Origin of the sequence: Labrenzia sp. PO1 (assembly GCF_012273635.1) — a bacterium.
Taxonomy (GTDB): Bacteria; Pseudomonadota; Alphaproteobacteria; order Rhizobiales; family Stappiaceae; genus Roseibium; species Roseibium algicola.
Genome location: NZ_JAAXCR010000004.1, coordinates 269,593 through 292,144 on the forward strand (window position 1 = coordinate 269,593; position 22,552 = coordinate 292,144).

Consider the following 22,552-nt stretch of genomic DNA (forward strand, 5'->3'; position numbering starts at 1 on the left):
AGGCAAATTCATGGCCATTGTGTCCAAAGCCGTACCCGTTCCCGAGCTGGTTCCCGTCAAGCGCGCCCTTCTGTCCGTCTTCGACAAGACCGGTCTTGTCGACTTTGCAAAAGCGCTGTCCGAGCGCGGTGTCGAGCTGGTCTCCACCGGCGGTTCTTACAAGGCGCTGAAGGAAGCCGGGCTTGCGGTTCTGGACATTTCGGAAGTCACGAGCTTTCCGGAAATCATGGACGGCCGCGTGAAGACGCTGCATCCGAAGGTGCACGGCGGTCTGCTGTCGATCCGCGATGATGCCGACCACCAGAAGGCGATGAGCGAGCATGACATCGTCGGCATCGATCTCTTCTGCGGCAATCTCTATCCGTTCGAGGACGTTGTCGCCTCCGGCGCCGACTACGCCACCGGCATCGAGAACATCGACATTGGTGGACCGGCAATGACCCGTGCGGCCGCCAAGAACCATGCCTATGTTACCGTGGTCACCGACCCGGCCGACTACGATGCAGTGATTTCCGAGCTTGATGCCAACGGCGGCAAGGCCCCGCTGGCCCTGCGCAAGAAGCTGGCGCAAAAGGCCTTTGCCCGCACGGCTGCCTATGATGCCGCCGTCTCCAACTGGATGGCGGATCAGCTGGACGAAGCAACGCCCGCCCATCGTGCGGTTGGCGGTTCGCTTGCCGAAGTCATGCGCTATGGCGAAAACCCGCATCAGACGGCCGGTTTCTACACCACCGGTGAGCAGCGACCGGGTGTTGCCACGGCCAGGCAGCTTCAGGGCAAGACCCTATCCTACAACAACATCAACGACACCGATGCCGCGTTTGAGCTGGTGAGCGAGTTCGATCCGGCCCGCACCAGTGCTGTTGCCATCATCAAGCACGCAAACCCGTGCGGTGTGGCCGAAGGCGCAAGCCTGAAGGAAGCCTACGAGCTGGCCCTGCGCTGCGATCCGGTTTCAGCCTTCGGCGGCATCGTCGCCCTGAACCAGACACTGGATGCCGCTGCGGCCGAGGAAATCGTCAAGATCTTCACGGAAGTGATCATCGCGCCTGATGCGGACGACGCGGCACGCGAAATCATCGCGGCGAAGAAGAACCTGCGCCTTCTGGTCACCGGCGGCCTCGCCGATGCACGCGCCAAGGGCCTCTTCGTCAAGTCCGTTGCCGGCGGTCTCCTGGTCCAGTCACGCGACAACGGTGTGGTCGATGACCTTGACCTCAAGGTCGTTACCAAGCGCCCCCCGAGCGAGCAGGAACTGGCCGATCTGAAATTCGCCTTCCGGGTTGCCAAGCACGTGAAGTCCAATGCCATCGTCTATGCCAAGGACGGTGCGACCGTTGGTGTCGGGGCCGGTCAGATGAGCCGGGTGGATTCCGCACGCATCGCTGCCCGCAAGGCTCTGGACGCGACCGAGGCCGCCGGTCTTTCCGAACCGCTGACGAAGGGATGCGTGGTCGCCTCCGATGCGTTCTTCCCGTTTGCCGATGGTCTTCTGTCTGCCGCCGAAGCCGGAGCAACCGCCGTTATCCAGCCGGGTGGTTCAATGCGCGATGACGACGTGATTGCGGCAGCCGATGAAGCTGGCCTTGCCATGGTCATGACCGGCATGCGTCATTTCCGGCACTGATTTCGGGTATTCGCCGATGAATTGAAGTGCCGGTTTTCATTCGAACCGGCACTTCATCTGAGCTTGTAAAACATTAGCAAGCTAACGATCCAAAATTACTGTCAAAAATGACAGGGGTCATTAAGAAAAACCCTCCCACTGAAGACCTTGTTAACGCCCAACGGGTAGTCTGCAGCAAGCTTTGGCAGGTATTCGCCTGCCGTTTTCTTGCGATTCGCGGAGATTGCCGGTGTTTAGAAGAGCGAAGGTCACAACAAAGCTCATTGGGGCCAGTGCGGCGACCCTGACGGTTGCCCTTGTGGTCGGCATCAGTTTTATCGGATGGGAAGCGTCCCGCATTACGGGTGATCTTGCACGGTCCGAGGCCGAGACAGTGGCACGCGAGCAGGCGCAATTCGTCCAGCGCGGCCTTGAAAACGGCCTGAAATCCGCACAGACGCTGGCAAGTTCCCTCGGCGGCATGAAGAAAGCCGGAGCGGTAGACCGTGAAGCCTGGAACGCCGTCGTTGAAAACCTGACGCTGACCAACAAGGACCTTTCGGGCACTTGGGGCGTGGTTGCCGGAGACGAGCTTGACGGCAAGGATGCCGAGTTCAAGGGCGACGAGAAATGGGCCGAAGATGGCGAATGGCAGCCCTATTACTTCCGCAAGGCGGACGGAACGCTGGCCTACCGGCCCATCGAGAAGATCGCCGTCGGTGATCTGAGTGCAACCAGCGACCTCTGGTTCAATGGTGCCTATGTGTCCGGCAAGGACTACATGACCGAACCTTACAGCTGGGAAGCTGACGGCAAGACCGTGACCGGTGTGTCGTTCTCCTCGCCGATCCGAGACGGGTCCAAGGTGATTGGTGCTGCCGGTGGCGACATCCTTCTGACCCCGCTGTCCGAAGTGCTTGGCCAGCAACGGCCACTGGACACGGGATCGGTTCACCTCCTGTCGCAGAACGGCGTCTGGATTGCCCACGCCGACTCGGCCGTTCTCGGCAAGCCATGGATGGAAGGCCAGTCCGAAGCCGACCTTGCCGTGCAGGACAAGCTTCTGGCGGCGGTCAAGAACGGCGAGCCATTTGCCTATGACGGATATTCCAACACGCTTGGCACGGAAGTGCACCGCATCGTCATGCCGGTGCATGTGACCGGTACCGATGCCAAGCTTGCCGTGGTGGTCAACGTGCCGCTGGCGACCCTCAATGCGGCTTCGTCTTCGATCACGACCATGATCGTCGGCGTCGGTGTCGTGTTGCTCATCGTCGTGGCTCTTTCCATCTATCTTGTCGGTAACACGATTGTTCGCCGTCCGCTGGAGCGCGCCGTGGGCAGTATCCAGGCGCTCATCGATCGCCGTTACGACGAGCCGATCCACGATACCGACCGCCAGGACGAAATCGGCGAGATCAGCAAGGCGCTGGAAGTCTTCCGCGACAAGGCCCGGCAGGCCGAGGCACTGGCCGCCGAGCAGGAAGAAGCGCAGCGTCAGCAGCTGGCGCGTGCAGGCCGGATCAGCGAGCTGTCGCAGGATTTCGACCGCCAGATCTCAGAGCTGACCCAGACGGTGATGCACCAGGTGCAGGACCTCAACGCGGCGTCGATGACGCTGACGGCGGGAGCCGACGACACCAGCGAGAAGAGCACGGCAGTGGCTGCCGCTTCCGAGGAAGCGTCGTCGAACGTGGAAACGGTTGCGTCCGCGGCTGAAGAACTGATGGCATCGGTCGGTGAAATTTCCCGCCAGATGACCCAGTCCACCGAGATTGCCTCCCACGCCGTCGAACAGGCCCAGTCGACGAACCGCAAGATCGAGGGGCTCGCGGAAGCTGCCAACCGGATCAGCGAAGTGGTCAAGCTGATCACCGACATTGCCGAACAGACCAACCTGCTGGCGCTGAACGCCACAATCGAGGCGGCACGTGCCGGCGAAGCGGGCAAGGGCTTTGCCGTTGTCGCCGCCGAGGTGAAGGAACTGGCCAACCAGACTGCCAAGGCGACCGAGGAAATCTCCCTGCAGATCCAGTCGGTGCAGACGGAAACCGCCGGATCGGTCGATGCCATCAAGGGCATTTCCGAAACCATCGAAAAGATGAACGAGATCTCCTCGTCCATCCAGGCTTCGGTCGAACAGCAGGGCCTTGCCACCGACGAGATCGCCCGCAACATCCAGGAAGCCTCCAACGGCACCCAGGAAGTGGCGCAGAACATCGTCAAGGTGGCAGCCTCTGCTGACGACACTGGCAATGCCGCACGCCAGGTCTCGGCCTCCGCCAACGTCCTGCAGACTGAAGCCGACCGGCTCAAGCAGGAAGTCGAAGGTTTCCTTGCCAGCGTCCGTCAGGTCGCCTGAGGCGAGACTGGCAACATCTGAACATGAAACGCGCCGGATTTTCCGGCGCGTTTTTGTTTGGGCAATGCCCGCACCGGTTCCTGGCAAAGGCGTCTGTTAGCGCTCCCGCACCCGCAACAACAACAGGAGGCCAACTCCGAAAAAGACCAGGATGACGGACATGCCTGCGGGTTGGCTGGCAGTCAGGGCGGTTACCACGCCGACGGTAAGCGGGGCCAGGAAGCTGGTGACCTTTCCGGAGAGCGCCAGAAGACCGAAATACTGGGTCACGTGCTGTGGCGGGGCTATGCGGACCAGAAGACTGCGGCAGGAGGCCTGCAACGGGCCGGACACCGCGCCGATGACACCGCCGAGTGCAATGAACACCTGTTCCGGCAGCGATGCGAAGAGGGCACCCTCGGTGGCAGCGGCGGTCTTGATGACAAAGAACACCGTTGTCCGGTCGATGGAGATCATGCCGAGGCCGCAGATCATCAGAACGATGAGCGAGAAGACAATCACCGGCTTGGCCCCGAAACGATCATCCATTGGCCCGCCCAGCAACAGGCCCAGTGTTCCGGTGATGGTCAGGATGATGCCGAAAGTGCCGATTTCGATGGATCCCCAGCCAAGCTGGCCGGCGGCATATATTCCGCCGAACGCGAAGAGGGCGACAAGGCCATCCTTGAAGATCATGTTGGAGAGGAGAAACAGGAAGATATTCCTGTTGGTGCGTGCCTGGGCTAGGCTCATGCGCAGGTTTGCAAGGCCAGCGCGGATGGCTGGGCCGATCTTTGCCTGGTGCGGCACGTCCGGCACGAAGAGAAACATCGGCAACACGAAAACGAGATACCAGAGCGCAGAAAACGGCCCGACGGCGCGATCGCCTTCCTGGGTCGCCGCATCAAGACCCAGAACCGGCTCGAAACCCAGCAGGGTCTTGCCCGACTCGGGGCTGGCGGCGAAAAATCCGAGGGCGATCACCAGCGTGACCAGCCCACTGGCGTAGCCGAGTGCCCAGCCGAAACTGGACAGGCGTCCGATGCGTTCCGGCGGCACCAGTGAAGGCATCATGGCGTTGTTGAAGACGGTCGCGATTTCGATGGACAGCGTGCCGATGGCAAAGGCGATGAGCGCGATGGCGATGCCGTTCGGGCTTCCCGGAGCAGCGTACCAGAATGCCCAGCAACAGATGACAAATGGCAACGAGAAGAGAAGGATCCAGCGTTTTCGCCGGCCTGTTGCGTCCGCGATCGAGCCCAGTACCGGTGCTGCAAAGGCAATGCACAGTCCGGCGGCCGCAGTTGCGTATCCCCAAAGCGATTGGCCTTCGGCCGGGGTCGCGGCCAGTGTCGAGGCAAAGTAAGGCGCGAAGACGAATGTGGTGATCAGCGTGAAAAAGGGCTGCGCCGCCCAGTCGAACAGCGCCCAGGAGAGAACGGCGCGCCTGTCGGTAGATTGCAACGGGATGTCTGAAACGGTTGTCATGGAAAAGGGCAACTCGCTGCCTGGGGGATCAAGACCGGGACGAGCCCAACTCATTCATGCATATCGCTTCCCGCTCCTGAAGCCTACTGATGTTTGCGAATATCCGGTGTCTGTTGCAGGAGAGAGTTTCGGTTGGCGTATGCGGCCCATCCTTCGAGACGCCGCTTGCGCGGCTCCTCAGGATGAGGGTTTGGGAAGGTAGGCCTCTCACCAGCCTGGCAACACATATCACCTCAACCTGAGGAAGCGCGTAGCGCTGTCTCGAAGGATGAGCCTCAGCCTCCATGCGCTTCCAGCGGATCCAAAAAGCGGACAACGAAGCGTCCGTGAGCAAGGTTCTCGAAGCACCAACCGCGTCATCCCGGACACCGCGCAGCGAATATCCGGGATCGGTGAGCCAAAGACCATCTTGGGAAGGTACGCTTTGCCTTGGGTGCCGCTGGCTCTCCATTCCCCGCTCGCGCATAGTGTTGCCGGGGCGACGGCAATACCGCTGAAAAGCCAAGGCCGGCAGCGGTATTGCCGGCCCCAGAACGCGATTTCCGCTGGCTTACGCAGTGCCGCAAATTTCCGCGAGCAGGCTTGCCGCCACGGAGAATTTCGACACGCTGAGACCGCCATCAAGGATTTCGGAAACCGAGCGTTTGCGCCGGCCCACTTCCGCCTCGTGTTCCTCCAGCCAGCTTGTAAAACCGCCGGCGCGAACCGCCGCGATGGCCAGGGCGCGCTGCGCGGAGACCAGCATGGCCCGTGCCCGGTCGAGCGCGAGGCCGTCGTAGTAGTCCCGGACGTCGAGATCGTTGGCGAGCTCGAGCATCGCACCGAGCTGGAAATGGTGAGCAACTTCGAAATAGGCCCTTGCCGCCGTATCCAGATCAGCCCCGGTTTCTTCCGACACGATGACGATATCGGGAATGGCCCGCTCGGCCGGCAGCCAGGCGATCCGCCGGGCGAGGCTTTCCGGAACACCCTGCTCCACGAAGGCTGCGGTGCGCTCCGCCAGGACCGCGGCGGGTTCTTCCGGCAAGACCGCTTCCAGGCGGTCGCGCAGCGCGGCGATACCGGCACGGAACCGTTCGACAACGGCAAACAGGCCCTTGTCGAAGGACACGTTGCGCTTGAACCAGACGACCCGTTCCAGAAGCAGCGACTGGATTTCCGAATAGAGCTCCAGCTGCAGAGCGCCGTCGATCTTCGTGTCGAGCTGGTCGATCTCCGTGTTGAGATCGGTCAGGTCGTAGCTGTTGCGCACGGCAACGAAGCCCTGAGCGATTTCGGTCGCGGTTGCGTCGGTCTGGTCACGCAGACGGGTGATGAAGGTCGCCCCGCCCCGGTTGATCATCGAGTTGGCCAGCATCGTGGCGATGATTTCACGCCGCAGGCGGTGGCCGCTGATCTCGTCCTTGTAGGTGTCGGCCATCTGGTCCGGGAAATAGCGGAACAGTTCGCGCGCCAGATAATCGTCGTCCGGAACCGAGCTTTCCAGCAGCGCGTCGTAAAGCGTGATCTTGGCATAGGCCAGCAGCACGCCCAGTTCGGCGCGGGTCAGCAGCAGCCCGGCCTTGCGCATCTCGTCGAGTGTTGCCTCGTCCGGCAGCTGTTCAACCACCCGGTCCAGAAGGCCTGCCTGTTCCAGCTGGCGCATCATGCGCACCTGGTAGCCGAAGTCTTCCATACCGCGCAGTTCGGTCATGGAGATGGCCAGGGTCTGCAGGTAGTTGTTCCGCAACACGAGTTCGGCGACCTCGTCGGTCATTTCAGCCAGAAGTTCGTTGCGCTGCTCGATGGTCAGCTTGCCGGATTTCACCGCGGCGCCGAGGGCGATCTTGATGTTGACCTCCATGTCCGAGGAGTTCACCCCGGCGGAATTGTCGATCGCATCGGAGTTGCAGCGTCCACCCTTCTTGTTGAACTCGATACGGGCGAGCTGGGTCAGGCCGAGGTTGGCACCTTCGCCGATCACCTTAGCGCCGATTTCCGATGCGGTGATGCGGATCGGGTCATTGGCGCGATCGCCCACATCGGCGTCCGTCTCGGACTTGGCGCGAATATAAGTGCCGATACCGCCGAACCACAGCAGGTCGACTTCCATCTTCAGGATGGCGGTCATCACTTCCTGCGGCGTTGCGCTGCCCTTGTTCAGGTTGAGCAGGGACTGCATCTCCGGTGAAAGCGGAATGGACTTGAGCTGGCGCGAGAAGATGCCGCCACCCTTGGAAATCAGGTCGGTATTGTAGTCCTTCCAGGACGAGCGGCCGAGGTCGAACATCCGCTTGCGCTCTTCCCAGGTCTTTGCCGGGTCCGGATCCGGATCAATGAAGATGTCGCGGTGATCGAAGGCCGCGATCAGTCTGGTTGCCTTCGACAGCAACATGCCGTTGCCGAAGACGTCGCCGGACATGTCGCCGACACCGGCCGCCGTGAAGGGCTGGGTCTGGATATCCCGGTTCATCTCGCGGAAGTGCCGCTTGACCGCTTCCCAGGCGCCGCGTGCGGTGATGCCCATCTTCTTGTGATCGTAGCCGGCGGACCCGCCGGAGGCGAAAGCATCGCCCAGCCAGAAGTGCCTTCCTTCCGAAATGCCGTTGGCCGTATCGGAGAAAGTGGCTGTGCCCTTGTCGGCTGCAACCACCAGATAGGGGTCGTCACCGTCATAGCGCTGCACGCGCTCCGGCGGCAGGATGTTGTCCTCGCCGAGGTTGTCGGTCACGTCCAGAAGGGCGTTGATGAAGATCTTGTAGCTTTCGGTGCCTTCCTTGAACCAGGCATCGCGATCGCTCATCGGCGGCAGGTTCTTGGGCACGAAACCACCCTTGGCACCGACCGGGACGATCACTGCGTTCTTCACCTGCTGTGCCTTCACCAGACCCAGCACTTCGGTGCGGAAGTCCTGCGGCCGGTCAGACCAGCGCAAGCCGCCACGGGCAACCATGCCGAAACGAAGGTGCACGCCTTCCACGCGGGGGCTGTAGACGAAGATTTCCCGGAACGGACGCGGTTGGGGCAGGTCGTCGATCTGGCGGCTGTCGATCTTGAAGGCAAAGGTCGGCTTGGGCTGACCCTTCTTGTCGAGCTGGTAGAAGTTCGTGCGCAGGATCGATTCAATCGTGTTCTGGAACCGGCGCAGGATGCGGTCGTCGTCAAGGCTGGCGACGTCCTCCAGATCGGCGGTCAGTTCGCTTTCCAGCCGTTCCGTGCCGAGGTCCCGGTCCTTTTCGGTGACATCCGGGTTGAAGCGCAGGTGGAACAGTTCCACCAGTTTGGCCGCGATCTTCGGGTAGTTGTTGAGCGTGGACCACATGTAGTCTTCGGAGAAGCGGATGCCGGCCTGGCGCAGGTATCTCGACAGCGCGCGGATCACCGCCACGTCGCGCCAGGCAAGCTCCGCCGTCAGCACCAGGCGGTTATAGCCGTCGTCTTCCGCCAGCCCGGTCCAGACTGCCATGAACATGCTTTCCAGCCGGGGTTGCAGCTGATCGGAAAAGACGATGTCTTCACCGCTGCGCGATTCCAGCGTCATTTCGTGCAGGTAGGACAAGGGGGCATCGGCCGGCGTGATGCGGTAGGTCCGCTCGTTGATCACGCGGAAGCCCATGTTTTCCAGGAGCGGCACGCGCGCGGACAGCGGGATCGGCGAACCGCGGTGATAGACCTTCAGCGACAGGCGGCTGTCCCTGGTGCCTGCCTGGCGGTGGAACGTGATGGTGGTGTCGTTCTTGTCGGACAGGGTTTCCAGCTTGACGATGTCGAACAGCGCGGACTGGGCGTTGTAGACTTCCTTGTAGCCACCATGAAACGAAAGCGCGTAGCGATCGGCCAGCTTGCGGGCCTGTGAGGGCGCGAATTCGTCCTTGAGCGCATCGCGCACACTGTCGGACCAGGTGCGCACCATGTCGGCAACGGCAGCCTCCAGCTCTTCCTGCTGGGGCGTCGGCGTTTCCCCGCGATCGCGGCCAATGATGTAGTGAACCCGCGCAAGCGGACCTTCTGGATAGGTAACGTACCAGGCCGACACGCGTCCTTCATAGACTGAGGCCAGATAGGTGCCGACGTTCAGGCGAACTTCGGTGGAATAGCGGTCACGCGGGACGAAGACCAGAATGGAGACATAGCGGTCGAACTTGTCCGGGCGGGACAGCACGCGAATGCGCGGGCGCTCGTCCAGCTGCAGGATGGCGATGGAAAAGTCGAACAGGCGCTCCCGTTCGATCTGGAACAGCTCGTCACGCGGGAAAGCTTCCAGAACGTTGCGGAGGGCACGGCCGGAATGGCTTTCCGAGCCGTAGCCGGCGCGGGCCAGAACGCTGGCAACCTTGCGGCGCAGGAACGGGATGGTGCTGGTCGGTTCGGTATAGGCGGTCGAGGCGAACAGGCCGACGATGCGCAGCTCGCCGTTCATGTTGCCTTCGTCGTCATAAAGCTTGGCGCCGACGTAATCCATGTGCACGCGTCGGTGCACGGTGCTCTTCACGTTGGCCTTGGCGATGATCAGCGGTTCGGGTTTCTTCAGGAACTCGCGAATTTCCGGCGTGATCTGCACGAACTCCGTGCCGCGGCGGAGAACGCGCACGTCCGGGTCGGACAAGAGGCCGAGACCCGTACCCTCATGGGGGGAAAGCTCGCCCTCCTCGACGCCGCCTTCGAACATGTATTCGCGCATGCCGAGGAAAATGAAGTTGTCGTTCTCCATCCACTCCAGGAAGTGGATTGCCTCCCATAACTCATCGCTGCTGCCGGGAATTTGCGTGGTCTTGTAGGTGTCGATGGCCTCCGCCAGGCGTTCCTGCATCGGCTTGAAGTCCGACACGACGGCGCGGACATCGGACAGAACCTTGTCGAGCCGCGCCTTGAGGGCCGCGCGGGCTTCGGGCGAATCAATCCGTGTCACGTGGATATGGATGAGGCTTTCCTGCCGGTCGGTCCGCTTCGGTGGTTTCTTGCGGGCCGTGGCGCTTGTCAGTTTGCCGTTGTCATCCCGTTCCACGATGAAGATCGGGTGCAGAACCAGATGCACTTCGATCTTGCTTTCCTGCAGCTCGTCCATGACGGAATCGACCAGGAAGGGCATGTTGTCGTTGACGATCTCGATAATCGAGACGCCCTTGACCTTGCTGCCCTGGGCCTTGAACGCCGGATCGGCGATGCTGACACGATGCGTGCCGAGTTCGTGGTTCTGGAAATCCTGCCAGGCGTCCCGGGCAAAGCCGGTCAGCTCTTCCGCGGTGTAGGCCACGAGGTCTTCCGCTGCGCCCCGGTCATAAAAGGCGCGGGAAAACTCGGCGAGAGCCGGATCTTCCTGATTCAAGGTTGCTTGGACCGCGTCGATGAGTTTGAGTTTCTCGACGTCGTGTTTGTCCGGCATTTTCCATCCCCTTAGGCGATCGTATGGTTTGGCTCTGTCGCTCGCTCGTTCTAAGACTTAAGTTCATATTTCAGCGACATAAACGGTTTCATGACGGGAGGAGCAAATTGTCAAGTAAAGTCACGGCCTTGCAAATCGATTCAAATGTAACATTGAGTGAAAAGACACAGGCTTATTTCGACTTGTGCCAGGAGAAGCTGGGTCTCGTTCCCAACGTCCTCAAGGCATATGCGTTCGACGAAACGAAGCTGCGCGCCTTCACCGACATGTACAACGACCTCATGCTGGGCGAATGTACACTCTCCAAGCTCGAGAGAGAGATGATTGCCGTTGCGGTATCAGCGGTCAACCGCTGTTTTTATTGTCTGACGGCTCATGGTGCTGCGGTGCGCGAGCTTTCCGGGGACCCCGTGCTGGGGGAACTGATGGTGATGAACTACCGCGTTGCGGACCTTTCGCCAAAGCAGCGGGCGATGCTCGACTTCGCCGTCAAGTTGACGGAGAAGCCGGCGGAAATCGTGGAAAGCGACCGGCAAGCCCTGCGTGATGTCGGGTTTACGGATCGCGACATCTGGGACATCGCCTCGGTAACGGGCTTCTTCAACATGTCCAACAGGGTGGCTGCGGCGTCCGACATGCGCCCGAATGATGAGTATCACTCAAGGGCCCGTTGAGATAACGGAGCGTCGCGCGGCGGTGACAAGCCGCGCGATTGGGTGTATGACGCTTGCGATTTTGCACCGATCTGCCTGACGGCTTTCGGGCCCTGGGGTTCGAAACTGGCGGCGATCATGAGAGGGAGAGGAACGGGCGATGGTTGCGCGCGTGTTTATTGATGGTGAAGCCGGTACGACGGGTCTGCAGATCCGCGAGCGCCTTGCCATGCGCCGCGACCTTGAGCTGATCTCCATTCCGGACGAAAGCCGGAAGGATCCGGCGGCCCGGGCCGACTACCTCAACAAGGCCGATATTGCCATTCTTTGCCTGCCGGATGCGGCGGCCAAGGAAAGCGTTGCCCTGATCGAGAACGACACCACCCGTGTGATTGACGCCTCCAGCGCCCACCGGGTTGCCGAGGGCTGGGCCTACGGTTTTGCCGAAATGGACCTCGACCAGGCCGACATCATCGCCGCGGCCATGCGCGTTGCCAATCCCGGCTGCTGGCCGCAAGGCCTGATCGCGGCGGTTCGTCCGCTGATCACCGCAGAGCTGCTGCCGTCGGACTTCAACCTGACCTATTTCGGCATCTCCGGGTATTCCGGTGGTGGCAAGGGCATGATTGCCGATTACGAAGCCGCCGGAACCAGCGCAAATTCTTTTGCGCCGTACGCGCTCGGGTTCAATCACAAGCACCTTCCGGAAATGACGGAATACGGGTTGCTCGACGCAGCTCCACTGTTCACCCCGACCGTCGGCGATTTCTACAAAGGCATGCTGACGGTGGTTCCGTTGAACCTGGCAGGCCTTGCCAAGGTGCCGACGGGCGAGCAGCTGCATGCGGCGATCGCCGATCATTTCGCTTCGGCACCCGGCGGTTTTGTCGAGGTCGCGCCGCTGGAAGCGCTCGAGAAATCCGACAGCCTCAACCCGCAGGCGCTCAACGACACCAACAAGCTGCATCTGCACGTCTTTGCAAATGACGCCAGGGCGCAGGCTGCGATCGTTGCCGTCTACGACAACCTGGGCAAGGGCGCGTCCGGCGCTGCGGTCCAGAACCTCAATCTGATGCTCGGTGTCGATCAGACAACCAGCCTTGCTGCGTAAGCGGCATCCGTTTTCAGGCCTTTCAGGAGAGAAGAAGAATGGAAAAATTTGAGACCCTGACCGGTGTCGCAGCGCCGTTGCCGATCGTGAACATCGACACGGACATGATCATTCCGAAGCAGTTCCTGAAGACGATCAAGCGCACCGGCCTCGGCACCGCGCTGTTCCACGAAATGCGCACCAACGACGACGGATCGGAGAACGAGAGCTTCGTTCTCAACAAGGCCGCCTACCGCAATGCCAAGATCCTGATCGCCGGTGACAACTTCGGCTGCGGTTCCTCGCGCGAGCATGCGCCCTGGGCGCTGCTTGATTTCGGCATCCGTTGCGTGATCTCCACCTCGTTCGCCGACATTTTCTACAACAACTGCTTCAAGAACGGCATTCTCCCGATCCAGGTTTCCGAAGACGAGCTGGAAACCCTGATGCATGCGGCAGAGCGCGGCGCCAACTTCACGCTGACGATCGATCTGGAAAGCCAGGAAATCAAAGGTCTTGAAAGCGGCGACATCGCCTTCAAGATCGACAGCTTCCGCAAGCATTGCCTGATCAACGGCCTCGACGACATCGGCCTGACCATGGCGAAGGCCGGTGAAATCGACACCTTTGAAAGCAAGATGGGCAACGACCGTCCCTGGGTCTGAGCCGGACTGCAAAGACTTTTGAAAAGCCGGGTTTCACGACCCGGCTTTTTTGTTTTGGTTGCCTCAGGTTCTTTAAGGCGCGCGACGCGTCGCCAAGACATGATCCCCCACTCACAGGGGCAATCCTCCGGATTTCGATCACGGCTACCGCATTCAGCCATGTTGTCCTGAAGCCCATCAACCTTGTCATCCCTGCGAAGGCAGGGATCCAGTATTCATTGTGTTCGCGAGGTTTTCCGGGTCTGATCCCTCGGTGTACTGGATCCCGGTCTTGCCGCTGACGCGACAAACGGGGATGACAAAGAATGCGGGAATGAGTGGTTCCTGTCGGATTGAATACAAAGGGGCGGCGCCGAAAGGCGCTTGCCGGTGAAGCGGGACAGGGAAAGCTGGATAACCGCCTCTCATCTTCTTCACGCAGGCTTGAAAAGCTTTTCAGTGTCCTTGAACGTTTCGTGCGATAGTCCGAACGCATGGATATGATGACCTTGGCACCATACGCTCCCTGGACCGATCGACGCGGCAACCTTTCCGGTCTGCGATTGGCTGTATTCATTGCCGTGCTTCTTCCGGCGTTGCAGATCTTCTACAGCCTCGCCTTCGGACCAGTGCTGCCGGAGCCCTTCGAGATGGAGCTTCATGCCAGTGGCGACTGGACGGTGCGCTTCCTGCTCGTGACCCTGGCGGTAACGCCGCTCCGGAGGATCTTCTCCTGGAACAGGATCGTCGGTGTCAGGCGCATGCTGGGTGTGACAGTGCTTGCCTATGCGCTCTTGCACCTGGGGCTGTACGCTGCGCAGGAAAGCTGGAACCTCGGCAAGGTCGTGTCTGAAATCGTTCTGCGTTTCTATCTGACCATCGGCTTTGTCGCGCTGTTCGGGCTGGCGGTTCTGGGTGCGACCTCCTTCGACAGCGCCATCCGCAAACTCGGGCGGAACTGGCAGCGGCTGCACACCCTGATCTATCCGATCGGCGGTCTCATGCTGTTCCACTTCTTCCTGCAGTCCAAGTCGGACGTCACGCAGGCCACCTTGATGGCAGGCCTTTTCGTGCTGCTGATGATCTACAGACTTGCTGTCAAGGCAGGCTTCAGCCTTGCAAACCCGCTGGTTCTGGCGGTTTGCGCGCTGCTGGCAGCTGTAGGGACTGCCGGGATCGAATTTGCCTGGTACGCACTTGCCACCGGCATTCCTGCCGACCGGGTGTTTCAAGCCAACTTCGCCCTTTCCGTTGCAATCCGTCCGGCTATCTGGGTCGGGATCATCGGGCTCGGGGTTGGCGTGGCCGCAATGGTTCAATGGATCGGCGGATTGCTCGGCCCCAAGCTGGGGCTGAAACGGGCGTAGAATAGCGCCAGACCTTCGGTGCAGCCTTTGTCATCCCACGGTTCGACAGTGGTCTCCATGTCGATCACCTCTCCTTACCGATGCGCTTGGCAGTGCGGCAAGGTCACGGCATGGATTGCCGGATCAAGTCCGGCAATGACGGTGAGGGGACTGATTTTCCATTGAAAAGCCGAAGATTTGCACAGGGCGAAGTCTGTTTTGGCTGACTGAATTGCCCGACAGGGGAGATGGGGGCATTCGCCCTACGACTGTTTCTCGTCGTCGCGCACGCGGCGTTCGGCGTTGATCTGCTCCAGTTCGGCCATCTTTTCGCCGATGGGGCGCAGGGCTGAAACCGTTTGGCGGAACTGGTTGGCGCGCTGGTCGAGCATGCGCTGTGCAAGTTCCGGGAATTCCTGGATCATGCGTTTGAAGAGCGCGCGGCGAATGCGGATGATGCGTACGCCGTCAACGGCTTCTGCCCGGCAAGGGCGCTTGTTTTCCGCAAGAAGAGCCGTCTCGCCCAGCAGTGTGCCCTGACCGACGCGCTCGATTTCCTCAAAGCCGTCCTTGGTCCTCGTCTGCAGGCTGACCGTGCCGCTGGTAATTACCAAACCGCCATCGGCGCGGTCGCCCTGATCGAACAGGCGCTGGCCGCGGTTGTAATCCATGCTTTCGGCGCTGAAGGCGAGCAGACGCAGCTGATCGTCCTGAAAGTCCGAAAGCATCGGGATTTGTTTGAGAATCGCAATGTCTTGGGCAAGGCTCATGCCCAAGAAATACGCCGATTACCGGTTACGGCACAAGCTTATATCCACCGGCTTCTGTGACAAGAAGCTCCGCATTGGACGGGTCACGCTCGATTTTCTGCCTGAGGCGGTAGATGTGGGTTTCCAGCGTGTGGGTGGTCACCCCGGAATTGTAGCCCCAGACCTCGTGCAGCAGCACGTCGCGGGTTACGGGCTTTTCGCCGGCGCGGTAGAGGAATTTCAGGATGGAGGTTTCTTTCTCCGTCAGGCGAACCTTGGAGCCGCTGTCGTCCTGCATCACCTTGGCGGCGGGCCGGAACGAATAGCGGCCGATGGCGAAGGTGGCGTCTTCGCTTTGTTCGTGCTGGCGCAAATGTGCCCGGACACGGGCCAGAAGCACGGCGAACTTGAACGGCTTGGTGACATAGTCGTTGGCACCGGCCTCAAGCCCCAGGATCGTGTCGCTGTCGCCGTCATGACCGGTCAGCATGATGATCGGTGCCTTGAAACCGCCCTTGCGCAGCAGCTTGACCGCTTCGCGCCCATCTATGTCCGGCAGGCCGACGTCCATCAGCAGCAGATCGACGTGCTCTTCCTTGGCCATGGCAATGCCGGACGTGGCCGAATCCGCCTGGATCGTCTCAAATTCATCGTAAAGCGACAGCTGCTCCACCAGCGCTTCGCGCAGTTCGGTATCATCATCGACAATCAAAATCGTGCGGGCGGTCATCGTCGCGTCCCTCGCCAGAATCCAAAATCTCTTCACGACGACTTGTGCAAAGGACACAAGCGCGTTCCTGCTTCTATGTGCGTGGGAAATTGTTCCCGCACAAGCGGTGTCCCGTCAATTCTTCTTCACGCGGGGTTTAGGGGTGGTTTATCAAGAAGACCGGCGGAGCGGACAGGCGGAACGGACAGGATCATGAAAACCTTGAAAAAATCGGCGGGAATGCTGGAGGTTCGTGCGTCGCCTCTGAACCGGACACGCGGCGTGCTCAGTCTTGGGCGGATCACGGTCCCGTGTGCGCTCGGCCGGTCGGGCATTGTCATGCGCAAGCGCGAAGGCGATGGCGGCACGCCGGTGGGCCGGTTCGAATTGCTGCACGTCTACTATCGCCCAGACCGGGGCTTGCCGCCGGCAACACTGCTGCCGACCGAGCCGCTGACACCGGCGTCGGGCTGGTGTGACGATCCTGGCCACCGCCTGTACAACAGGCCGGTGCAACTGCCTTTTTCGGCCAGCCACGAGAAGATGTGGCGCGACGACAGGCTCTACGACATCGTCGTGGTGCTGGATTGCAACCTGAACCCGGCCGTGAAGGGCCAAGGTAGCGCGATCTTCTTTCACATCGCGCGGCAGGGCTATTCGCCGACGGAAGGCTGCGTTGCCGTTTCACCGGAACACATGCGCCTGATTCTTCAGAACATCGGCCTTGGCGCGGAGATGGTGATCCACGCCTGAGCCGGCCCGAACAGTCTTAAGGATTGGCACTGACCTGTGGCCGGTAGATGGTGAAACTGCCACTGACCGTGGTCGAGGTCCTGACGCCGGCGTCATCGGTCGTCGTCGCCGTGCGAATTCCGAAACCGTTGCGCTTGACGGTCTGGTCGTCGGTGACGTTGCTTTCCAGAAAGGTCGCCCTGTTGCCGTTGACACTTTCCAGGATCGCCGTGTGCCGCGGTTCGCCGCGGGACATCGTCTGTTCCTCCCAGCTGCCGTCGGGCTGGGTTACACGAACCGTGACTTCGAAGCGGGTGAACTGGAAGACGTCGCCCGGCCGGGCGTCCGACAGGTTGTTGATCACCCGTCCCCAGACATAGGTGGAGGCCGGCTTGTTGAAGCCGACGTGCCGGAAAGCGTTGTCGACCAGCGTCCAGCACTGGCCATCGCCTTCCACCCGGCCAAGTCTCTCGGTGGCGAAATTGATCAGGCGTTGCGCCTGTTGAGCGTTTACGTCGGGCATGATCGTTATCCTTCATAACTGCCCCATGGACGCAATATTAGGTCGGCATGACCGCCAACTCTGTAACCCGCATCACGATTCCGTTGGCAATGAGGGCAACCGAACGCGCCTTGCCGCGTTTTTTGAAAAGTGTCTCACAGGCAGAGACGGCGGCCAACCGCATAGGTTTCCGTGGTCTTGTCTGGTATGACGAAGTTCGGGTTCATGGAGATAATCAGGACATGCGCTGGAAAGGCCGCCGCGGCAGCAGCAACGTTGAAGACAGGCGTTCCATGGGCGGGAGACCACGCATGCGCGTCGGTGGCCGCCGGGTGAGAGGTGGTGGCCTCGGGTTGACGGGCCTCCTGATTATCGTCGGCATTGCCTGGCTGACCGGCATCAACCCGCTGACACTTCTCGGCCAGCTGGATGGCGGGGGCGGTTACGATACGCAGTCCTATCAGACGCAGGCCCCTCGCAGTGCGGCCGACCAGGAAACCGCGCAATTTGTCTCCGTCGTACTGGCCGACACGGAAAACACCTGGGGCCAGATCTTCGAAAACGGTGGTGCGACGTACCCCGAGCCGACGCTGGTGCTGTTTTCAGGGTCGGTATCATCAGCCTGCGGATATGCCAGCGCGGCCACCGGCCCGTTCTACTGCGGCGCCGACAGCAAGCTTTACATCGACCTGTCCTTCTATCAGGAACTGGCAAACCAGCTGAATGCGCCGGGTGATTTCGCACAGGCCTATGTGCTGGCGCATGAAGTCGGTCACCACATCCAGAACGTGCTTGGCGTGCTGCCGGAATTCCAAAAGGCCCGGCGTACGCTCAGCAAGGCGGAAGGCAACGCTCTATCGGTACGTGTCGAGTTGCAGGCCGATTGTTATGCCGGCATCTGGGCGCATTATGCCGCCCGGCAGAAAGGGTTTGTCGAGGAAGGCGATATCGACGAGGCACTGAACGCGGCCAGCCGGATCGGTGACGATACGTTGCAGCGCCAGGCTCAGGGCTATGTCGTGCCGGAAAGCTTCAACCACGGCACCTCTGCGCAGCGGGCGAGCTGGTTCAAGAAGGGTTTCCAGTCCGGCGACCTCAATGCCTGCGATACGTTCAGCGCGGCGAGCCTGTAAGGGCACCAACACATCGCGTCATGCCATGGCACGTCCATGGCATCCATGCCGCTTGATCGGTTCTTTTCCCTACGCTTCCGGCTTTGAAAGGCCACGGATGGATTGCAGGGGCAAGCCCTGCAATGATGACCAAGTGATAACGGGCTGGCGCGTTTACGCATATCTGCGATGACTGCCTGCCCCACTGGTAATTTGCGGTGTTTTCCGCCATATAGGGGCAAATGTCCGCAAGATGGCGGACGCTTTTCCTTGAAGCTTTGAAGAAGTGCGACCGGTATGGCGTCTGAAACCAGACCCTTTTTGAAGATGAACGGCCTTGGCAATGATTTCGTGGTCTGGGATGCGCGTGAAAAACCGCTGCGCCTGACACCTGAAGCCATTGCCGCATTGGGCGACCGCGAGACGGGCATTGGTTTCGACCAGATGATCACCGTTGAACGGTCCTCGCTGGGTGTCGATGCCTTCATGCGCATTCACAACCGCGATGGCAGTGAAGTATCTGCTTGCGGCAACGCCACGCGCTGCATCGGCCGTCTGCTGATGGAAGAAGCCGGCAAGGAGCTTGTTACCATCGAGACCGGTGCCGGGCTGCTGCACGCGTTCGATGCCGACGGCCCGCGCAGCGTGACTGTCGACATGGGCGTACCGCGGCTTGCCTGGAACGAAATCCCGCTTGCGGAAGAGTTTGCCGACACGCGTGCGATCGAACTTCAGATCGGGCCTATCGATGACCCGATCCTGCACACGCCGGCCGTCGTCAACATGGGCAATCCGCACGCGATCTTCTGGGTCGACGACGTGGAAGCCTATGAGCTTGAGCGGGTCGGTCCCTTGCTGGAACACCATCCGATCTTTCCGGAATACGCCAACATTTCGCTGGCCCATGTGTTTGATGCCGACCAGATCCGGGTAAAGGTTTGGGAGCGCGGCGTCGGTCTGACGCTGGCCTGTGGAACGGCTGCCTGTGCGGTTGGGGTTGCCGCCGCGCGTGATGGCCGGACCAGTCGCAAGACCACAATCCATCTGCCGGGCGGTCCCATCGGGATCGAATGGCGCGAGAGCGACAACCACGTGCTGATGACCGGTCTGACGGAAGTGGAATTCGAAGGCGAGGTCGATCTCGATACCCTGGCCTGGCGCAAAACCGCCACGGGCGACACCCCGCTGGCGGCTGGAGCCGCGTCATGAGCATCGATGTCGTGACCTTCGGCTGCCGGCTCAATGCATATGAGTCGGAAGTCATGAAGCGCGAGGCGGAGGCTGCCGGCCTCAAGGACGCCATCCTCATCAACACCTGTGCCGTTACCGGCGAGGCGGTTCGTCAGGCCCGCCAGGCCGTGCGCAAGGCCAAGCGCGACAACCCGAACGCCAGGGTAATTGTCACCGGCTGCGCCGCGCAGACGGAAAGCGAGACCTTCTCCTCCATGGAGGAAGTGGATCTGGTGCTCGGCAACACGGAAAAGCTTGAGCGCAAGTCCTATCAGGACGTTGCCGCCTTCGGCGTTTCCGAAACCGAGAAAGTGCGCGTCAACGACATCATGAGTGTCGAGGAGACCGCAGGCCATCTGATCGACGGGCTGACGGGCCGTGCGCGTGCATTCGTGCAGGTCCAGAACGGTTGCGATCACCGCTGCACCTTCTGCATCATTCCCTATGGCCGGGGCAATTCCCGCTCCGTGCCGATGGGCGTGGTCATCGACCAGATCAAGCGCCTCGTCGACAATGGCTACAACGAGATCGTGCTGACCGGTGTCGACATCACCTCCTATGGCGCGGACCTTCCGGGGACCCCCAAGCTGGGCACGCTGTCGGCGAAGATCCTGAAAATGGTTCCGGACCTGAAGCGCCTGCGGCTGTCTTCCATCGATTCCATCGAGGCCGATGACGACCTGATGCGGGTGATTGCCGAAGACGAACGGCTGATGCCGCATCTGCACCTGTCGCTCCAGGCGGGTGACGACATGATCCTGAAACGGATGAAGCGGCGCCACCTGAGGGCCGACACGATCCGCTTCTGCGAAGAGGTTCGCCGCCTGCGGCCGGACATGGTTTTCGGTGCGGACATCATCGCCGGCTTCCCGACGGAAACCGAGGACATGTTCCAGAACTCGCTCCGGATCGTCGACGAATGCGGCCTGACGCATCTGCACGTCTTTCCGTTCTCGCCGCGCAAGGGTACGCCGGCAGCGCGCATGCCGCAGCTGCCGCGCAATGTCGTGAAGGAACGCGGCGCGCGCCTCAGGGCCAAGGGCGAGGAAGCGCTGGTCAGGCATCTTCAGGCCGAGGTCGGCAAGACCCGCCCCGTGCTGATCGAGAAGGAAGGCCTTGGCCGGACTGAACAATTCACGCAGGTCGAGCTGGGCAGCGGCAATGCCGGTGAGATTGTCGAAACCAGAATTATCGGACATACCGGCCGCCATCTTCTGGGCGAAGCCCTTTCCAGGGCTGCCTGAGGAAAGGTTCAGGGTTCGGGTGGTGACGAGCTGGCCTGAGGTGTGTGTCAGATTGGATTGAAGCCGGACAAACAGCCTCATCCTGAGGAAGCGCGCAGCGCTGTCTCGAAGGATGGGCCGCTTGCTCCGTGTATGCTGCCCATCCTTCGAGACGGTCCTGTCGGACCTCCTCAGGATGAGGCGGAATGTGTGGCCACTTCAGTTGCGACAGTTTAAGAACGCAGTAATGGGCAGATTTTTTAAGGCAGGTTCATGAGCGAGAAAAAGCGCGGCTTTCTTGGACGCCTCTTCGGCGGCAAAAGCAAACCGGAAGACGAGGCTGCTCCGGCCGCAGAGGATGCGGCACAGAAAGCAACATCCGCAGAACCGCAGGAAGATGACCCGGCACTCGACGTCGAGATGGACGTTCGGCCTGTCGCGGCGCTGAACGAGCCGTTCCAGCCGATCGCAATGGATGTCAGCCCTGGTATCGTTCCGGAACTTTCGCCAATGAAGCCGGCGGTGGAGCCGGAAGACATTCTGCCAACCGACACGGGACCCGACGTCGAGCCCGAGCAGGCAGAAACTCGGGAACCTGAAGCGCCCCGGCCGGAAGAGCCCGAAAGCCAAGAACCCGCAACGCCAGAACCTGCAACACCAGAACCTGCAACACAGGCGCCAGAAACCCAGGCACCAGAACCGCAGGCACCGGAAATACCTACGCCTGAAACGGCCAGCGCACCGGAACCGGTTGTCGAGCCGGCCGCCGCAGAAGCGCCTGTTGCCGCACCAGTGCCCGCCGTACCGGCGGAACCTGTTGCCGAAGAGCCGAAACTGTCCTGGTTCCAGCGCTTGAAGAACGGCCTGTCCCGGTCTTCCGCATCGCTGACCGAAGGCATCAGCTCGATCTTCACCAAGCGCAAGCTGGACGCCTCCATGCTGGAGGAGCTGGAGGATATCCTGATCCAGGCAGACCTTGGTGTCGACACGGCGATGGCGATTACCGACCGTCTGTCCGACGGGCGCTACAACAAGGAAATTTCGCCGGAGGAAGTCCGGGCGATCCTGTCCGAAGAGGTTGAGAAGGTGCTGGTTCCCGTCGCCAAGCCGCTCGATCTCGATACCGGCAAGAAGCCGCATGTGGTGCTGATGGTCGGGGTCAACGGTACGGGCAAGACCACCACCATCGGCAAGCTGTCACAGAAGCTGCGTTCGGAAGGCAAGACCGTCATGCTTGCGGCCGGCGATACCTTCCGTGCGGCCGCAGTGGAACAGCTGAAGATCTGGGGTGAGCGCACCGGGGCTGAAGTGATTGCGCGCGATACCGGCGCGGATGCCGCCGGACTTGCCTATGATGCGATGAAGGAAGCACAGGCGAAGGGCGTCGATGTGCTTCTGGTCGATACCGCCGGCCGGCTTCAGAACAAGGCCGAGCTGATGGATGAGCTGGAGAAGGTTATCCGCGTGATCAAGAAGCACGACCCGGAAGCTCCGCACACGGTCCTGCTGACGCTCGATGCGACGACAGGCCAGAATGCGCTCAACCAGGTCGAGATCTTTGGCAAGGTTGCCGGCGTGACCGGACTGGTGATGACGAAGCTCGACGGTACTGCCCGGGGCGGGATCCTGGTCGCGATTGCCGCCAAGCACGCAATGCCGGTGCATTTCATCGGTGTCGGCGAAGGTGTGGCCGATCTCGAGCCCTTTTCGGCCAAGGATTTTGCCAGCGCCATTGCAGGCATGGCTTAACGCGAGCGTCCCGCAA

Annotated in this window: 16 protein-coding genes; 11 read left to right on the forward strand and 5 right to left on the reverse strand. The window is 60.9% G+C overall.

The annotated features are described in order from the left end of the window. Positions 1 to 10 precede the first annotated feature (10 nt). Together purH and HCG46_RS21375 are read left to right on the forward strand one after the other, a co-directional pair. Positions 11 to 1,627, forward strand: coding sequence for a bifunctional phosphoribosylaminoimidazolecarboxamide formyltransferase/IMP cyclohydrolase (gene purH / locus HCG46_RS21370; protein WP_168687319.1), 1,617 nt, complete (start codon positions 11 to 13; stop codon positions 1,625 to 1,627). Positions 1,628 to 1,856: 229 nt separating this feature from the next. After that, positions 1,857 to 3,968 (forward strand): methyl-accepting chemotaxis protein, encoded by a 2,112-nt coding sequence (locus tag HCG46_RS21375; protein ID WP_168687320.1) that lies wholly within the window; start codon positions 1,857 to 1,859, stop codon positions 3,966 to 3,968. A gap of 96 nt (positions 3,969 to 4,064) precedes the next feature. Here the strand turns inward: HCG46_RS21375 and HCG46_RS21380 are convergent, their stop codons facing one another. Continuing rightward, positions 4,065 to 5,435, reverse strand: coding sequence for an MFS transporter (locus tag HCG46_RS21380; RefSeq protein WP_168687321.1), 1,371 nt, complete (start codon positions 5,433 to 5,435; stop codon positions 4,065 to 4,067). Between the two features lie 550 nt (positions 5,436 to 5,985). Next, entirely contained in the window at positions 5,986 to 10,797 is a 4,812-nt protein-coding gene (locus HCG46_RS21385; RefSeq protein WP_168687322.1) for an NAD-glutamate dehydrogenase, read from the reverse strand. A 107-nt stretch (positions 10,798 to 10,904) separates the two neighbouring features. On the opposite strand from HCG46_RS21385, the gene HCG46_RS21390 reads away from it, so the two are divergent. From HCG46_RS21390 to HCG46_RS21405, 4 genes are all read left to right on the forward strand, one after another. After that, positions 10,905 to 11,471 (forward strand): peroxidase-related enzyme, encoded by a 567-nt coding sequence (locus HCG46_RS21390; protein WP_031270047.1) that lies wholly within the window; start codon positions 10,905 to 10,907, stop codon positions 11,469 to 11,471. Between the two features lie 139 nt (positions 11,472 to 11,610). Further along, positions 11,611 to 12,561: an N-acetyl-gamma-glutamyl-phosphate reductase gene (gene argC / locus HCG46_RS21395; protein WP_023002567.1), complete on the forward strand. Its 951-nt coding sequence runs from the start codon at positions 11,611 to 11,613 to the stop codon at positions 12,559 to 12,561. A gap of 38 nt (positions 12,562 to 12,599) precedes the next feature. Next, positions 12,600 to 13,205, forward strand: coding sequence for a 3-isopropylmalate dehydratase small subunit (gene leuD / locus HCG46_RS21400; protein WP_023002568.1), 606 nt, complete (start codon positions 12,600 to 12,602; stop codon positions 13,203 to 13,205). A 479-nt stretch (positions 13,206 to 13,684) separates the two neighbouring features. Then, positions 13,685 to 14,551 carry a protein-methionine-sulfoxide reductase heme-binding subunit MsrQ gene (locus HCG46_RS21405; protein WP_209009572.1) on the forward strand — a complete coding sequence of 289 codons (867 nt, stop codon included), beginning with the start codon at positions 13,685 to 13,687 and terminating at the stop codon, positions 14,549 to 14,551. 242 nt (positions 14,552 to 14,793) lie between these two features. On the opposite strand, the gene HCG46_RS21410 is transcribed toward HCG46_RS21405, so the two are convergent. After that, positions 14,794 to 15,300 (reverse strand): cyclic nucleotide-binding domain-containing protein, encoded by a 507-nt coding sequence (locus HCG46_RS21410; protein WP_023002570.1) that lies wholly within the window; start codon positions 15,298 to 15,300, stop codon positions 14,794 to 14,796. A gap of 25 nt (positions 15,301 to 15,325) precedes the next feature. After that, complete coding sequence (locus HCG46_RS21415) at positions 15,326 to 16,009, reverse strand: response regulator transcription factor (protein WP_023002571.1); 684 nt, start codon at positions 16,007 to 16,009, stop codon at positions 15,326 to 15,328. Between the two features lie 192 nt (positions 16,010 to 16,201). Here HCG46_RS21415 and HCG46_RS21420 point away from each other — a divergent pair, with 192 nt between their 5' ends. Further along, positions 16,202 to 16,741, forward strand: a complete 540-nt coding sequence (locus HCG46_RS21420) for a L,D-transpeptidase family protein (RefSeq protein WP_168687324.1) — start codon at positions 16,202 to 16,204, stop codon at positions 16,739 to 16,741. A 16-nt stretch (positions 16,742 to 16,757) separates the two neighbouring features. Here HCG46_RS21420 and HCG46_RS21425 read toward each other — a convergent pair whose 3' ends face one another. Then, complete coding sequence (locus HCG46_RS21425; protein WP_055660126.1) at positions 16,758 to 17,243, reverse strand: hypothetical protein; 486 nt, start codon at positions 17,241 to 17,243, stop codon at positions 16,758 to 16,760. 221 nt (positions 17,244 to 17,464) lie between these two features. Here HCG46_RS21425 and HCG46_RS21430 point away from each other — a divergent pair, with 221 nt between their 5' ends. From HCG46_RS21430 to ftsY, 4 genes are all read left to right on the forward strand, one after another. Further along, the gene (locus tag HCG46_RS21430; RefSeq protein ID WP_023002575.1) at positions 17,465 to 18,355 is read left to right on the forward strand and encodes a neutral zinc metallopeptidase; all 891 of its coding nucleotides are present in this window, start codon (positions 17,465 to 17,467) and stop codon (positions 18,353 to 18,355) included. 276 nt (positions 18,356 to 18,631) lie between these two features. Further along, the gene (dapF, locus tag HCG46_RS21435) at positions 18,632 to 19,543 is read left to right on the forward strand and encodes a diaminopimelate epimerase (RefSeq protein WP_168687325.1); all 912 of its coding nucleotides are present in this window, start codon (positions 18,632 to 18,634) and stop codon (positions 19,541 to 19,543) included. After that, a complete protein-coding gene (gene mtaB, locus HCG46_RS21440; protein ID WP_023002577.1) occupies positions 19,540 to 20,808 on the forward strand; it encodes a tRNA (N(6)-L-threonylcarbamoyladenosine(37)-C(2))-methylthiotransferase MtaB in 1,269 nt (422 codons plus the stop codon). Before dapF ends, mtaB begins: the two co-directional genes overlap by 4 nt. A gap of 450 nt (positions 20,809 to 21,258) precedes the next feature. Further along, complete coding sequence (gene ftsY, locus HCG46_RS21445; RefSeq protein ID WP_286185495.1) at positions 21,259 to 22,536, forward strand: signal recognition particle-docking protein FtsY; 1,278 nt, start codon at positions 21,259 to 21,261, stop codon at positions 22,534 to 22,536. Positions 22,537 to 22,552 lie beyond the last annotated feature (16 nt).

Bases quoted from the DNA above. Each gene is read 5' to 3' on its own strand.
- dapF (WP_168687325.1), top strand. From the start codon at position 18,632: ATGGCGTCTGAAACCAGACCCTTTTTGAAGATGAACGGCCTTGGCAAT.
- HCG46_RS21420 (WP_168687324.1), top strand. From the start codon at position 16,202: ATGAAAACCTTGAAAAAATCGGCGGGAATGCTGGAGGTTCGTGCGTCG.
- HCG46_RS21425 (WP_055660126.1), bottom strand. From the start codon at position 17,243: ATGCCCGACGTAAACGCTCAACAGGCGCAACGCCTGATCAATTTCGCC.
- mtaB (WP_023002577.1), top strand. From the start codon at position 19,540: ATGAGCATCGATGTCGTGACCTTCGGCTGCCGGCTCAATGCATATGAG.
- HCG46_RS21415 (WP_023002571.1), bottom strand. From the start codon at position 16,009: ATGACCGCCCGCACGATTTTGATTGTCGATGATGATACCGAACTGCGC.
- HCG46_RS21380 (WP_168687321.1), bottom strand. From the start codon at position 5,435: ATGACAACCGTTTCAGACATCCCGTTGCAATCTACCGACAGGCGCGCC.
- purH (WP_168687319.1), top strand. From the start codon at position 11: ATGGCCATTGTGTCCAAAGCCGTACCCGTTCCCGAGCTGGTTCCCGTC.
- ftsY (WP_286185495.1), top strand. From the start codon at position 21,259: ATGGATGTCAGCCCTGGTATCGTTCCGGAACTTTCGCCAATGAAGCCG.
- leuD (WP_023002568.1), top strand. From the start codon at position 12,600: ATGGAAAAATTTGAGACCCTGACCGGTGTCGCAGCGCCGTTGCCGATC.
- HCG46_RS21405 (WP_209009572.1), top strand. From the start codon at position 13,685: ATGATGACCTTGGCACCATACGCTCCCTGGACCGATCGACGCGGCAAC.
- argC (WP_023002567.1), top strand. From the start codon at position 11,611: ATGGTTGCGCGCGTGTTTATTGATGGTGAAGCCGGTACGACGGGTCTG.
- HCG46_RS21385 (WP_168687322.1), bottom strand. From the start codon at position 10,797: ATGCCGGACAAACACGACGTCGAGAAACTCAAACTCATCGACGCGGTC.
- HCG46_RS21430 (WP_023002575.1), top strand. From the start codon at position 17,465: ATGCGCTGGAAAGGCCGCCGCGGCAGCAGCAACGTTGAAGACAGGCGT.
- HCG46_RS21410 (WP_023002570.1), bottom strand. From the start codon at position 15,300: ATGAGCCTTGCCCAAGACATTGCGATTCTCAAACAAATCCCGATGCTT.